General features: G+C 49.6%; 13 protein-coding genes. 2 read left to right on the top strand and 11 right to left on the bottom strand.

Going from position 1 to position 14,557, the window contains the following annotated elements:
- Nucleotides 1–99: 99 nt before the first annotated feature.
- The 10 genes from SRBAKS_RS11850 to SRBAKS_RS11805 all read right to left on the bottom strand — a co-directional run bounded on the left by SRBAKS_RS11850 (nucleotide 100) and on the right by SRBAKS_RS11805 (nucleotide 11,235).
- Nucleotides 100–825 carry a WecB/TagA/CpsF family glycosyltransferase gene (locus SRBAKS_RS11850; protein ID WP_229591104.1) on the bottom strand — a complete coding sequence of 242 codons (726 nt, stop codon included), beginning with the start codon at nucleotides 823–825 and terminating at the stop codon, nucleotides 100–102.
- Nucleotides 826–1,029: 204 nt separating this feature from the next.
- Nucleotides 1,030–2,040, bottom strand: a complete 1,011-nt coding sequence (locus SRBAKS_RS11845) for an acyltransferase family protein (RefSeq protein ID WP_229591103.1) — start codon at nucleotides 2,038–2,040, stop codon at nucleotides 1,030–1,032.
- 6 nt (nucleotides 2,041–2,046) lie between these two features.
- A complete protein-coding gene (locus SRBAKS_RS11840) occupies nucleotides 2,047–3,261 on the bottom strand; it encodes an O-antigen ligase family protein (RefSeq protein ID WP_229591102.1) in 1,215 nt (404 codons plus the stop codon).
- 65 nt (nucleotides 3,262–3,326) lie between these two features.
- Nucleotides 3,327–4,913 (bottom strand): VPLPA-CTERM-specific exosortase XrtD, encoded by a 1,587-nt coding sequence (gene xrtD, locus SRBAKS_RS11835; RefSeq protein ID WP_229591101.1) that lies wholly within the window; start codon nucleotides 4,911–4,913, stop codon nucleotides 3,327–3,329.
- Between the two features lie 21 nt (nucleotides 4,914–4,934).
- The gene (locus SRBAKS_RS11830; RefSeq protein WP_229591100.1) at nucleotides 4,935–5,774 is read right to left on the bottom strand and encodes a glycoside hydrolase family 16 protein; all 840 of its coding nucleotides are present in this window, start codon (nucleotides 5,772–5,774) and stop codon (nucleotides 4,935–4,937) included.
- A 1-nt stretch (nucleotide 5,775) separates the two neighbouring features.
- The gene (locus tag SRBAKS_RS11825) at nucleotides 5,776–6,792 is read right to left on the bottom strand and encodes a glycosyltransferase family 2 protein (RefSeq protein WP_229591099.1); all 1,017 of its coding nucleotides are present in this window, start codon (nucleotides 6,790–6,792) and stop codon (nucleotides 5,776–5,778) included.
- The gene (locus SRBAKS_RS11820; RefSeq protein ID WP_229591098.1) at nucleotides 6,777–7,631 is read right to left on the bottom strand and encodes an ATP-grasp fold amidoligase family protein; all 855 of its coding nucleotides are present in this window, start codon (nucleotides 7,629–7,631) and stop codon (nucleotides 6,777–6,779) included. The genes SRBAKS_RS11825 and SRBAKS_RS11820 overlap by 16 nt, the downstream gene beginning before the upstream one ends.
- Before the next feature lies 1 nt (nucleotide 7,632).
- On the bottom strand, nucleotides 7,633–8,940 hold the full coding sequence (locus SRBAKS_RS11815; RefSeq protein ID WP_229591097.1) for a lipopolysaccharide biosynthesis protein: 1,308 nt from the start codon (nucleotides 8,938–8,940) through the stop codon (nucleotides 7,633–7,635).
- Nucleotides 8,933–9,916, bottom strand: coding sequence for a UDP-N-acetylmuramate dehydrogenase (gene murB / locus SRBAKS_RS11810; protein ID WP_229596967.1), 984 nt, complete (start codon nucleotides 9,914–9,916; stop codon nucleotides 8,933–8,935). The genes SRBAKS_RS11815 and murB overlap by 8 nt, the downstream gene beginning before the upstream one ends.
- The gene (locus tag SRBAKS_RS11805; RefSeq protein WP_229591096.1) at nucleotides 9,916–11,235 is read right to left on the bottom strand and encodes a UDP-N-acetylglucosamine 1-carboxyvinyltransferase; all 1,320 of its coding nucleotides are present in this window, start codon (nucleotides 11,233–11,235) and stop codon (nucleotides 9,916–9,918) included. Before SRBAKS_RS11805 ends, murB begins: the two co-directional genes overlap by 1 nt.
- A 251-nt stretch (nucleotides 11,236–11,486) precedes the next feature.
- On the opposite strand from SRBAKS_RS11805, the gene SRBAKS_RS11800 reads away from it, so the two are divergent.
- Complete coding sequence (locus tag SRBAKS_RS11800) at nucleotides 11,487–11,825, top strand: hypothetical protein (RefSeq protein ID WP_229591095.1); 339 nt, start codon at nucleotides 11,487–11,489, stop codon at nucleotides 11,823–11,825.
- A 215-nt stretch (nucleotides 11,826–12,040) separates the two neighbouring features.
- On the opposite strand, the gene SRBAKS_RS11795 is transcribed toward SRBAKS_RS11800, so the two are convergent.
- Nucleotides 12,041–12,391 carry a DsrE family protein gene (locus SRBAKS_RS11795; RefSeq protein ID WP_229591094.1) on the bottom strand — a complete coding sequence of 117 codons (351 nt, stop codon included), beginning with the start codon at nucleotides 12,389–12,391 and terminating at the stop codon, nucleotides 12,041–12,043.
- Between the two features lie 396 nt (nucleotides 12,392–12,787).
- Between SRBAKS_RS11795 and SRBAKS_RS11790 the strand changes: the two genes are divergently transcribed.
- Nucleotides 12,788–14,515 (top strand): restriction endonuclease, encoded by a 1,728-nt coding sequence (locus SRBAKS_RS11790; protein ID WP_229591093.1) that lies wholly within the window; start codon nucleotides 12,788–12,790, stop codon nucleotides 14,513–14,515.
- Nucleotides 14,516–14,557: the final 42 nt, after the last annotated feature.

Here is a 14,557-nt window from a genome sequence, read left to right as displayed (position 1 = left end):
CAGCCTGACTGGTTTCAAAAAGAAGGGGGTACCCAGAGAACAACGGGTACCCCCTTCTGAAGTGCCGCCAACAGGCGTTGGCCTGGGCAACCATACCCCTTATGACGCCCCCTTTCTTTCCCTGACCTTCAATTTAACCATAAGCAGAGAGAAAGAAAAACCGCCGAGAATATAGCGACCAAATAGACGAAAAGGCTCCTGAAAAAAACGGAAAGCCCATTCCAGTTTTATCCGACGCCAGAAAGCGGGTGCGCGGGGGAACCGTTCGGCCATGAAATCCAGAATTGCGCCACCATTGATGACGACGACGGGGAAATCCAACGTGCGCGCCAATTTGTCCGCAAGCTCCTCCTGCCGTGGCATACCCATTGCCAATATGATGAGGTCCGGCTTTTTCTGCTGGAGTTCTTCAATATAAACGTGGTGGTCCTGAAATCCATCAAGGCAGACAATGATGCGTTGGCCCATCTCGTTTTTGATATGCTCGGCCGCTTTGGCCAGCCAAGGATCAAGCGTTCCGCACAACGCAATTTTCCTGCCTTTGAATCGCTCAATTATTTCGGGAATCAAGTCGGTCCCGTTCATGTTCAGACCGGGATCTTTCCCCAAGACACGCATAAGAACCGTTATGCCGATGCCATCCCGCAAGAGGTAATCCGCCTCTCGGAGGTGAGCGGTAAACCGTATGTTTTTCTGGGCCAGATTAAGGGCATGCGCATTGAGGAAAGAAACGACAGTTGGTTTGCCTACAGCACACAGCGAAACAAGAAACGCCTCCTTTTCCGCAGTACTGCCAATCACTTTCAAAGAGTTGCAAAGAGACATATCTTTCACCCCTTTTTACCTGGTGGTTTTACCTATGTGGGCACAACCTGAATATGTTCCTACCTGAGTCCATCAGTTGATATCTGCGCTCACACGCTGTGCTGCATAGAGTCACTTTCTCCCTCTGTTCCCCAAAAAGGCCCCCTCATCTGCTCTGATCACACGACGTGCCAACTGCGATGAATCATGAGCCGCCCGTGTGCGCTAAGAAAAAAGTCTCAATATACGAACCCGTTGAAAGACGAATTGTCGTAGAAAAAGAGGCCCGCAAACACCGGCAGCCAACAGAACGATGGTGTAAACCGCAAAAGCTCCCCCTCCTTCCAGGGGAAGAAACTGCGATAAAACCAGTTTGGTCAGTCCGATGAAAATCGTATTGAAAAGATAAATCGTGTACGTGCTGTTGCCCAAAGCGTTCAAAACTCGTGAGTGCGAAAACACAGGGAAACGCATCAAACAATGCAGCGCCGGAACCGAAGCAAGCCCAGCGACAAAGGCCCACTCCTTAAAAGAGAACGGAAGGGATTCGCAGATACAGATGGCTGCGAACAGAGCCATGAAAAGAAAACAATATCGATCAAATAGGCGTCCTATTCTTTCCCAATGGATTGCAGCCACTCCGCCCAGGATGAAAAAGAAATAATGCGTTCCCATTCTTGGAAGAAAGAGAACAGGAGGGAGCGTTACCCAGAATAACACCAAAGAGAGGGCAAGGATCAAAGAGACTCTTCCCTTCAACAAAGTATCCAAGAGGGGCGTGGCTGCGCGAAAAACAAATAAAACGAATACATACCAAATAAAACGAGCAGGGCTATCACCAGTATTCCATACCAGCGAAAGCAATCCTTCACCCAATGTATCCGGGACACGATCTATATAGAAATAATAATTAACGACATACTTTCCTACGACAATAAAAACTCCGATCAGTAAAAATGGCAGTAACAGTTTTATGGACTGAGCTTTGATATACCGACCATATCGATGGTCCATTGTATTATGACCGGAGAAAAACGTCACAAAACCACTTAAATACATAAAAAAAGGCATATGAAAATGGTATATCGCAGAATGCACATGCATATACCAATTTTGAATATTATCAGTATAATGTGAATTGCTAAATAGGTGTCCAAAAACAACCAAAACAATAGCAAGTCCTTTTGCACTATCAATATCATGCATGCGAGGCTTATGAATTTCTTTCTTTATCACGCCAAATCAACCTCTCACATTTGCCACAGTAAACGACTCGTTTCTACTTTTCATTTTATATGAGTGCAGCTCCTGAAGCACGAGTAACAACGTCATACACGTCGGTGGAGAAGCTCTCCCGCCGAAAACGACACCAGTGAGTCCGCACAGTATCGAAAACACCAACAGCCCTCCTGCAAATCCCACCTGTCCTTCACGGCGATACACACGCCAAAGATGGAGCAAGCCAAAAAGCAGAAAGGCCGTCAGCATGGAAGCGCCTATCAACCCCAGTTCAAAACTGACGTTGATCCACGTGTTATGCGCATGCGGAGCAATAAATTCTGTGAAAAAATCAGCGGTCAGATCACTTGAAAAGGATGTGTATCCACTGCCAAGCCAAGGCTTGAGCGCAATCATCTCAATACTTTTTTCCCAAACGGTAACACGGCCGGTCAAAGTTGCATCATTCGACTCCTGGCGTGAATAGACAGTGCGCACATCGTCCATACAAAAGATGAGGACCGCCGCGAGCAGCGCGCCCCCCACAACCATGAGAATTCTCCCTCGCGCGCGGCTCTTCCAGAAGTAAACACCAACAACACAGATAAACACATAAGTCATAACCGACCGTGAACGTGTCGCCAGCAACGTGCCAAACAGGAGCAGGACGGAAAAACTGGAACGAAGCGGATATTGAGTCGGTTGGACCTCGGCGTGCTTCCATAGAGCGGCTTTAAGGATAAGTCCTATCCCGGCCAAAAGACTCAGTCTCTGGCAGTGGATCATGATTCCGTTCAATCGCCAGATGACTGTCGATTGAGCGGCCACATGGGGGGCGATAACCAATAACAACAGACTCAGCACGCATACGCCGCAAATGACTTTCACGATCTTGTCGGCAACAATCACTGCTGGCACGTCCGCAAAGGAAACCACGCAGAGAAAACTCAACATGAAACACGTTGACTGTATTACCGTCTCAAGTGGAACATGTGACCATGCGACACTCAACATCATCCAGACCATATACATGAAGAACGCGGCAACCGGCATACATCTCAAGACACTGACATTATTCAAAAGATGTTTTCTATTTGTGAGTATGATTGCAAGACAACAGAACACGAAAAAAGGTAGATACGGTCTTCGCCCTGCAATTACCGGCATTGAAACTTCAAGCCCTACGAAGAGCCAAAGCAGAAAACTCAGCCCAAAAGAACGCTCTTTTGATAACACCATAAACATATTTCCCTTTTTGGCCTGAGCCTCTGGGTGACAATGGAGTGACTGCACAAAAAGACCATTCACTCTGTAAAAATCGTGGAGTGCGTCTGTATAAGCGGTTCGACATCTCGCAAAAAGGCCTCAATCCGTGCATCCCCTTCTTCTTCCGTTTCCGAGTTTGCAACAGGCGTTATCAGCCTGATCAGTGTTCCATCCGTCCTGTGCTTGAAGAGTGCATCCACCAGGAGGTATATTCTGACAGTATATTCGTTCGTCAGCCTGCGTCCCTGCTGCACAAACCAATAGTATACAATCTGCTTGCCCCCCCTGCTGCTTATCAGCATCCGGGAAACGGCCACCTGCTCCCCATTATCAAGCACAACGAATTTTTCTTCTCTGTTGTCTATTCTCCACCCAGATCCTGCAATACAATTGGTCGGAGCATGGAGAGTCGATCCCATGCGCTGGCTCGCGTAGTAGGCCATGTAACAATTGACCGGAGAGGGTTCGCCATCCCGGGTGTAATCGACCATCAAATAGTCTGTTAATTTCAACTTCCCCAATGTCTTGCTGTCCAAATGTCTCACTCGCCCTTTCCAGGACTTGAACTCCTTGGGAAACGAGATGAACGGCACATGTGGTGGAGTGGCTTCCGAACGGGCATCAACCATGCCGCGTCCGACGGTCAGCGCCAGTGCAAGGCAGACAACCAATGCGGTTGTCCCAGGCCATACCTGCGATGACTTCTTGGAGAAGAGAGTGCCCTTTGGAAGAAACAACAACTCTTTTCGCAAACGGCCAGGTTTACCGATACGGGAAAGAAGCCAGTATTCACCCGCCAAAAAGGCCAAACAGACGAGAAAGACCGACCACCCCTCAAAATCATGCACTATGCCCTCGGCAGCGGCCTTGCCCCAAAGGGGAACGGTGAATCCGATCACTGACAGGCGAAACGCGTTCATCATGACTGCGATCGGTACGGTGGATATGAGAATCAACACTCTCTTCCACAGTGCGTCATCCATCAGATAGGCGACCAGATAGCCAAAACTCGCAAGCGGGAAAATATAGCGAAGGCCACTGCATGCATCGACGACCTGCAACGTCATCACACCGAGATCAATGATGTTTCCTTCCTGATAGACAGGAATACCCGCAAGCTGGAGTGGCAACACCCCAAGCGTTGAGGAGATCAGCTGCAGCTTATGCGAAAAGCTGAAATAGAGTAGGAGGGGAAGCGGGATCGCGAACAGGAGATATACAAAGGCCGGGCCCAACACGCGCGTTGTCTGCGTACCGCAAAACACCAAGCATAACCCCACAAGCGCAACGAGCAAACCATAAAACCCCGGGGCATCAAAAGCAGAGATGCGGCCTATGACTATAAAGGAAAAAGCCACACCCAAAACCCACAAACCATGCCACGACGGTTTGATTTCCGGCTTTTTCGATACCAGCCTGTGCCAGCCTAAATAGAGGGCCACGATAAGGATAATGAATCCGTGGCTGTATTCTTCGCTATGAATCCATTTGGCGGTCAGTTTTTCAATCGTTCCCCATGTGGTAAAAAAGAGGGCCGCCAACGACAATCCTCCCAAGACAATGGGCAAGGCCCTCGTCAACAACTGTCGGCGATCGTCCTGATTCATATCTGTCGAGATTGTCATCTTCACCCCCTATTCCATGCCTCATTTCAGGGTGGATGAATCCGGTACCCAGTTCCATATTCGGACACTTTTGATCGTGTACGAGGCAGGGAGGACGCCCTCGTCAAGCTCCTTGGCCATGCCGCCCAGTGCAAGATTGAGGATCAACCGAAAAGACTGCTGAAGAGGCTGAACCCTCCCAGTAGAGTCATACGCATTGCGGTCCTCCCACAACACTTCAGTATCGTTCACATATAACGTGATGGTGTCTGGCTTCAGTTCAACCACACAGGTTGTTTCGTTACCCGCAACGTTGGGAAAGACGTTCTTGACCTGTTTGATTGTACGACCTGTGACTTTCAGCCCCATATGGATGGACGAATAAACAAGATTCGGCTTCTGTCCCACTATCTCCATCAAATCGATTTCTCCATACATGTCCTTCCGTTCACCCGCGAGCCAGATCGCCGGCCAAAGCCCCTGTCCTTCGGGTGTGCGGACAACAACTTCGACTTTGGAGTTCCGAATCGAGTACTCTTTTGATTTGAGTGATGCGGATGTATATTCGCCGGACGCCCACGCTTTCTGCCAGTACTTGTTCCCTTCCGAATATCGGGAATTCAACACGTATTGCTTTTTCGCGGTAATGGTGATGCCTTCGGGCCCGACAACGGCGTTCTTGCCCAGCCCGGGGATATAATATTGCAGCTCTTTGTTACGCCTGAAACCTTCTTCAAAAATCCAACGATCACCAAAGGTGGCCGGGTCTTGAAATTGTTCATCCAAAACCAGTTCCCACGCCCCCATGGCCGCAGGGGCGAATGAAGTCACCACAAGAACAACCATGGTCATCAGTAAACCAAAGCGATACATATTCGGCATACTATACCTCCTGCTTTTTTGATGAACTCCCTGTCGCCATCATCAGGACACGGTGCAGAATCGGCGCCTTTTCGACGAAGAAGATGGTGCCGGTCAAAAACGCCTTCATCCTGCGGCAAACGACAAGGTTCATCACCAAATCTCTGGCCAGCATGTAATTGCCCCACACAACCGCCCTCAGGGTGGCATGGACCACCTTCTTTTGCAGCGCCGCATTGGTTAGAGGCACTTGCTCAAAAAGTGTCAGGCGGGACGTTCTTTCCAGAATTTCCGCCTGCTGACGTTTGGATGAGAGAGCAAGTTTCTTTGCCAGAACACTGAACTGCGTTTGGGCAAGAAATTTCTCCGGCTTATAGGAGACCCCGTCAAAATCGACGTAGCGTGTATACAGAAGATCCTTAACCGTCTCGAATCGACAAACCTTGATCATACGAAGCCATAAATCATAGTCCTGGCAGAACTCGAACTGCGGTCGATACCCACCAACCGCGTCATAAAAGACCTTTCTGAACATGACTTCGCCGTGCGAAAAGACGTTCGTCTGGATAAGCTCCTCAAGCGTCGTATGATCAGCATTCGGCGTCCTCAAACGATGGATGCCCTTTGCTTCAATAACGTTCTGGTAATGGCATCCGACAACGCCGGTTCCCGGCCGGTGATCCAGCACATGGCTTTGCTGTTCCAACCTTGTTGGCCAGGAGACATCGCCGGACCCCTGAATGGCTATATATTCACCTCTGGCGCGGGAAACGGCATCAATTAGACCATTGACAAAACCCATATTGTTTTTGTGATAAACAGGGATAAGCCGGGGATCATTTGCCTTTTCCACAAACTCCCGGATGGCTTCGGCTGTCCCATCCGGAGATGCGTCATCAAACACAATGATTTCAAAGTCCTCGAAAGTCTGATCAAGTAGCGACTGAAGGGTTCGTTCAACAACGCCGGCACGTTTGTAATACCCGGTGACGACTGATATTTTTGGTCTGTTGTGCGTCATATTCATTTTATTCTCCAAAGATACCCCATTTTTGTGTCCCACTCTCTAGGAACAAAAGGGACAAAACCCGCCCCGGGAGTGAAGGTTAATTCACCACAATAAACCGTCTCGTCGACGACATAGAGATCAACACGGACAAAATCGAAATCCTGGCTCAAACAATCCGCAATCTCGACCATCAATTCAAACTGTTGCGGCTTTTCAACCGGATCAGCGACAGGCCACGATTTCTGTATGGGCAGGTAGTTCCAAAACCGATCATAGAAACTCCGTCTCTTGTCAGAGAACCTTCCTTCATCAAGGTGTACAAAATGAACCCTTCCATCGAAGCACAGGAACTTGTAATCGGCAGGGGCCTCTCCACCCCCGATAAACGGTTCAATTATATAGCGCTTATTCTTGCTCTCATGTGTCGAGCGGCTGAATCTTTTTAACTTTTTGTTATCCCAGAACATGGCAAAATGAGTGCGGATGCGCTCTCTGTCCACGTCCTCACGGGTCTGGATAAAGAACACGTCACCTGTTGAGTGCGTACTCTTGATGACAAGAGGATAGGGCAACGAATCCCAAGGGATTGCGTCAAAATCGGCCCCGCACCACAATGTGGGGACAACATGCTCTTCACCGACCTTTTCCCGGATATATGATTTGACATCCTCCTTGTCCGAAAGCGTGTCGAATCTTGGATCTTTTTGGTAAAGTTTACGCCAGTTTATCTTTTCATTCAGCTTTACCGGACGGGCAATGTCCATCCAGTAACCGAGCTTTCGCAGGCCGGTGATTTGCAGCGCAAGGGCGTCCGGGAGCCAGTCCAGCATCCGATAGTAGATTTCGGTTACGATCCCCTTTACAGACATCTCACCCCTCCCCTCTGGCAAACTTCAACGTTCTCAATGTCTTGGACACGACCTTGTCCAGGTCCTTGCGCTGGGGAATAATAAAGAGCCATGGGGAAAGGCCGAATTTGATTTTGATGACAATCAGATAGCCGCTGACCATGACTGTCTGACTTACAATCAGGGCGACGAAACTCCCCATTATCCCGATAACGTCGATCAGGAACCAGCTTAATGTAACGTTGACGATCAAGGCCGGGATGAGCAGAAACATGCTCAGATAAGGAAGCCCGATCCCGCCCAGGGTCGGATAGAGAATGCGTGTCAGGCTCGCGATCGGCATGAAACAGAGCAGGATCGCAATATACACGACCACCGGCTCATATTGCGATCCAAGGATCAGCGGAACCATCCAGGGTGTTAACAGAGCGCCGACAAGACCTGTCAACAAAACAAGCCAAAGCAGCAGACTGGTCAGTCGAGCGACTTCGGAGAGGGCCTGCCTGGGATCCTTGGACCGGGCCCCGTGAGAAAAAAAGACAATACCAATGGCATTTATAATGCTGAGAAGAGAATTATACATCTGCCATGACATGAAAAAATAACCCGCTTCCTGTGCCAGCCCCTTGAAACTTAAGAGATACAGACTGGCCGAGTTGTTACCTAACGCCAAAGAGATAGCCAGAGCATAAGGCAACCCCTGTCGCATGAGACCAAAGGAGGCTTTTTGCGTAAATATCAACCTGCCTCGCTTCTCGCGCAGCGTACGTACAATCGCAACGACGCCGACAAATAAATAGGCAAACCCGACAACTTCAACGACGATATCCAGACGTTGTTTTCCAAGCCCCCACACAAGCGCTATGCCGAAGAGCATGAGCGCAAAGGGGGCTGTCTCATAGAGATTGAAAAACGAGATCTCTCCGAGGCCCAGGTTCCTTCCTTGCGCCACCTGCATAAGCATCAGCCCCAGTACCGCGCAGACAATCGGTATCTCCCATGCAGTCGTTCCCCCGGCGTTTGAAACCGTGAGCCATATGGCAGCGCCGACAGCCGAGACAAGGGTCAACGGTGCCACCAGGGCGATCCCACCAGCCACGACCTCCCCTTCCGGCACCTGACCGCGCCCGACGAAGTAGGCGATGGCCTGTCTCAAGCCACAGGAACCAAGTGCGCAGGCAAGCATGATCGTCGTAATAAACAGGCCGTACGCGCCGTACTCTTCGACCGATATCATCCGGGCAAGAATGAAGATGGTCGCGGCGTTCAAGCATCTTTGAAGACCACGGCTTGTAAGGACCGTAAGGAATTGAAATGCGAGTTCACGCATATGGAAAAAATTGTTCCGCGCTTTTGTGGGCGGGTTGCATACGTCCGGAAGGGAGAAGATGTCTGACTTCACATTCCAGCAGATGCCCTGTGTTTGAAAACACAGCTGCACGGACTTGAGCAATCAAACGCAACGTATCAGCCGAAGTGGCTCCACCCGTATTGATGATAAAATTGGCATGCATTCTTGAAATCTGAGCGGCGCCGCAGTGTTCTCCTTTCAGCCCCGCCTCCTCGATCACTTTTCCGGGAGGACCTATCATTTGATACAGCTTTGGGTTGCTGAGGAAGACAGAACCGCAATTCGGCTGCTTGCGCGGAAATTTCCTGTTGCGACCTCGAAGCGTTTTCAGCATCTCCTGTCGGAGTTCGGCCTTGTCCGCCTTTTCATATTGAAACGAAGCGGCAACAACGACTCCATCTGCTTTTTGCAGAGCCGAAGACCGGTATTCAAAAGCGCACTCAGCCTGCGTCAGTCGTACGATTTCGCCGTTATCTCTGACGACCGTCACTTCAACAAGGTGATCGCCGATGCCCTTTCGGCTTGTCCCGCCATTCATGACCACAAGCCCTCCCAGCGTACCAGGAATGCCTATGGCGTGGGTGCAACCTGAAAAGCCCGCACGCGCCACACGATAGACAAAAGAAGGCGTCCATACACCCGCGCCAGCGTGAACGAATCCGCGCTCACTTATGGTGAAATCAGAGAGTCCTTGCCCAATACGCAACACGACACCGCGAAAACCGGCGTCATCAAAAAGGATATTGGAGCCGCCGCCGATCACGACGATCGGGACACCGTGTTCAAAGGCGTATCGTTTAACCGACGACACATCGTCTATCGTCTCAGGAGAAACAAGGACATCAGCGGTTCCGCCTATTTTCCATGTACTCAACCGTGACAAGGGCACATCTTCCTGGACGCAATATGACGGCAGCCTCTTTTTGAGGTCGGAAACAAGAGCGTAGCTGTTCATCATGATTCTCTCACTTCGATCAGCACGCCAAGCCCCATGAGCTTTTCGACGAGACCGTTGTATCCGCGCAAAGCCATATGGACATCCTCGACAACAGTATCGCCTTCGGCACACAGCCCCGCCATAACAAGGGCCATACTGCCTCTGAGATCCGTCGACTTGACGCGCGTGCCCTTCAAGCGAGCCGCGCCATGGGTCGTTATCCTGCCAACGTCCCCGAGGATTCTGCCTTCCCCGCACATTTTGGCGAGCTCCCTCACGCAACCGATGCGCTCAGGATACCGATAATCAAAAATGCGTGATGTCCCATTGGCGACAAGGCCAAGGAGAGCGAAGAACGGTTGCATGTCGGAAATGACTCCGGGATGTGTTCCACACGCCAGTTCAAAAGGCTGCACAGAGCCGGCTAACAGGCAGTCCGGGTGGACATAGATTGATGTTCTGCTTTTCATCAAATCGACACCCGCTTCCTCTATGTGGATCAAGGGGACTTCCATGGATTCGAACGGCACATTGTCGATGCGGATTTCACCGCCGGACATGATGGCATAGACGATCCATGTTAACGCCTCGATACGGTCCGACATGACAGCCATTCGAGCGCCGCTCAATATTTTCTGCCCGTGGACCTTGATCAGACTATTGCCGAAAATCTCGATCTCTGCGCCCATACGGCGCAGCAGTTCGATCAAATCCTCAATTTCCGGCGTAATGTAGGCATTGACTATTTCCGTGGTGCCTTCGGCAATGGAGGCGCACATCAACGCGTTTTCCGTGCCCCCCACGGTCGAAATCGGAAAGTTGATGCGATCCCCTGTAAAGCCATTCCCGATCACTTCTATATATTCGGGCTTTTCATTGACCTCGCAACCAAGAGCACGCCAGACCATAAGGTGCAGATCATACCCACGGCTACCTATTTTGCAGCCTCCCGGATATGGAATGCGCGCTCTGCCGGACGTGCGAATCTGTCCTGCAACCAGAAGATAGGTGGTACGGATTGGGAAGAGACCGTTTGCCATGGCAAACGTCGCTTCGCCATACCCGTCGGACTGGGCCGTCAGGGTGGCCGAAGCGTCATTTATCTCGACCACAGCACCGGCATTACGCATAAAGCGCACTTTATGTCTTACATCGACGAGTGCAGTGGGGAAATTGGTCAGTACAACGGGCTCATCCGTTAGCGTAGTCGCTGCCAACATACGGGTTGCCGCATTCTTGGCTCCCGATAACGTAACGACTCCATGAGGACGCTGTCCGCCTTGGACATGGGCCGTGATAGAATTTCCAGACTCAAGAAGCCTGCTTATATTTTGCATCCAGAGAACTCCAAGCGGTGTTGCCGGGTAAAGAAAGAATGATATTTCAAATTTCAATCAGATAAACGAAACCACGATTATTCTTACAAAAGGCCATCCTGCGCGGTGATATCAGCATCACCTCGACCGGGCCTTCTCTGTCGAAATTCACTCAGGCTCTCCGTATGACTCTTCGGGAGCCCTCGCATGCTAGGAAATGATATGTCCCAGCACCTTCAGGATTCTGTACAAAATGCCTTCTTGGAAGAAACATGCCAAAACGCTCAAACAAATTAATCACAATAATTTCAGATACTAAGGAACACCACCACTTTGTTATCAAAACAAGTGTCCATGTTTTCCAGACACGCCAAAACGCTCCAGAATCCGGATTCCCCTTCCTGCCTGAACACCGGATAGAAAACCGTCCCCACCGTATCCAGGCCGATGAGAAGGCCCTCTCTCCCGGATTCGACACCACCTCTTTCGGAAGACTTCGCCTCCGCTGTGTTTTTCTGAAAATCTGGAAAACCCGGACGACACGCCGCAACGAAACAAGCCGTCCGAACGGCCTGCTATCTGAAACAGAATTGGCAGCAGTTCTGCCGTAGAAGGCAGTCTCGATGGAGTGGTTTGTCAGGGCTGAAACCTCAGAGACACGGCCTGCGCGGAGAGGGCGAGGCCGCCTGGGCATGTACCGGCGCGCACAATCCACGGGAAATGCCCTCGTCTTCATCTCGGCGTATTTGAAGAAATAGCAACAAAAAAAGGCCAATGCGCACAGCATCGACCTGTAATTTGACGTATCCGGCGGGAATCCGCTTACTTAAAAATTGAAGACTTTTGCCTCCGCTGCCATATCGATCAGATGCGGCCCGCCATCCAATTGCATATTGGAGTGAAAATCAGCCTCATCCAAGGAGCGATTATTGGCGCACGGCGTGCACACGCCGCCCTTCACTTCATTTTCCACCAGATACGGCAGATAATCCTGCGGACAATCTCCAGTGGTCGTCTTCGTGCTTAAATCCCGGCCAGAAACGGCCCACTCGACACCACCGTCAATGAAAAACAGATCAACATGATGCCCCTTTCCATGTGCAATCTTGGCAAACTGAAAGCACCGCGTTGCAGCTTCATTGTCATCCTTGCTGAGCACAAACAAAAAATTGGCCATGACTTCTTCCTTGATTGGTATTGATCAAAAAACACAAAACACTATCCATAAACAGTGTTGGTCGTATCACAGCCTCGTCAACAAATGAATACCTGCGCAAGCGTTCATGAATTTTCTTTTCCGAACCATCACCGCCCTCGTCCAAGATCAAAACGGATTCCGAGCATACACCCGCAAAATCCTCCACAAACGAAAAAGCCTTTACAGTGAATTAGTTAAAAGCGCGTTTACATATACTCGAAAAGTCGAGGGCCGCCGATTGCGGCCCCGGCTTTGTTGTCGTTTTCAAAAATGAAGATGGACGATATGTGAACGATGATGGTAATGAGGTTTCGTTTGATAATGAGACTTCTTTAAACGTTATTGTAATTGAATTTATTAACCCGTGAGTTTCGTATGGCTAGAAGACGGTCTGTTTTAGGGCTTTTGATGAAGGCGGCTATGCAAGGGCAAGGGGGCAATTCTACCATGTGGTCAATCGAAGTTAGGCACCAGCCGTTAAATAAATATCGTAAGATTAAAGGAAGAGATCGTGCCGTTGTTGAGCAGAAAGCAGATGCCCAATTAGCGACTTGGGATGAAATGTGGGCGAAAAAGGAGGCTGCTGCCAAGCGGAAAGCTGAAAGAGAGGCCGCCATGGAGAGCAAGGAAGAAAAGAAAACCCTTGCTCTTGATAAAACAAAGGACGCCGAGGGAGCAATTGCAAAGGTAGAAGGTATTTTGGCGCATACTTTGCTTGTTGATGATGCGATTGATTGGAATACTTTGATTTCTAATGGTTCTTATGCTGTGGCAGCACCCATAAAGCCAGAGTTGAGAAAGGTTCCTGAACCTCCAAAGAGAGAAGAATATAAAGCTGATATATGGTTTTTAGATAAGATTATACCGGGGGCCAAAAAAAAGAAAATCAGCATGGCTGATAATCGGTTTGAAGGTGACTACGCAGCGTGGGAGAAGCTAAGTCAGGAAGCAGAGAAAGAAAACAACGGCAAGAAAACAAAGTTTAAAAAAGCGTATACCAAGTGGGAAAAGGACCGTCAGGCGTTCAAGGATAAGCAGGAAGCAAACAATAACGCGGTGAAAGCCCAACAAAAGAAATATAGTGAAGGTGAGTCTGCTGCTATTTCTGATTACTGTGAAATGGTTTTGGCAAATTCTGAATACCCTGAATCCTTTCCGCAGGAATGGGATTTGGAATATAATGCCGAGCAAAAAATGCTCATTGTCGATTATTCGTTGCCAAACCTCGAAGCCATGCCGACAACCAAGGCCGTCAAATACATTGCAACCCGTGACGATTTTACCAGTACCCAAATTTCAAAAGCTGCATTGAATAAGCTGTATGACAATGCGCTTTATCAAATAGCTCTGCGTACTGTGCATGAGCTTTACGAGGCCGATACCGTGGGCGGTTTGGAGGTTGTTGTTTTCAATGGCTGGGTGGATGCCGTGGATAAGGCAACCGGACAGGATGTTAATTCCTGTATTATGTCATTGCAGGCTGGTAAAGATGAGTTTTGGGAGATTGATTTGGGCAGGGTCGACCCGAAAGCCTGTTTTAAAAAGCTCAAGGGCGTGGGTAGTAGTAAGCTTATCTCATTGTCTCCCGTTGCTCCCATTATTAGCATTGATAAGACTGACCGCCGTTTTGTGCCTGCTTATGATGTTGCCGATGGGATAGGCGAAGAAGATAACCTTGCGGCAATGGATTGGCAGGACTTTGAAAACCTTATCCGTGAAATATTTGAGAAAGAGTTTGCTACAACAGGCGGCGAAGTAAAGGTTACTCAGGCCAGTAAGGACGGCGGTGTTGATGCTATCGCCTTTGACCCTGACCCGATACGTGGGGGGAAGATCGTCATACAGGCCAAACGCTATACCAATACCGTGGGCGTTTCCGCTGTCCGTGATCTTTACGGCACCACCATGAATGAAGGCGCAACAAAAGGAATTCTTGTCACGACTGCCGACTATGGGCCGGATGCCTATGAGTTTGCAAAGGGCAAACCGCTATCGCTGTTGAGTGGGGCAAACCTGTTACACTTGCTGGAAAAACAAGGCCATAGAGCGAAGATTGACATACGAGAGGCTAAGAAGATTCTTGCGGAACAAGTGCGAGAATAGTGCTTTGCATAGTAATGATCTGTCGAAGAGGAGTGATTATGC

Origin of the sequence: Pseudodesulfovibrio sediminis, from assembly GCF_020886695.1 — a bacterium.
Lineage (GTDB): Bacteria > Desulfobacterota > Desulfovibrionia > Desulfovibrionales > Desulfovibrionaceae > Pseudodesulfovibrio > Pseudodesulfovibrio sediminis.
The sequence above is the reverse complement of the archived record's forward strand: the minus strand, read 5'-3'. Positions and strand labels throughout refer to the sequence as shown.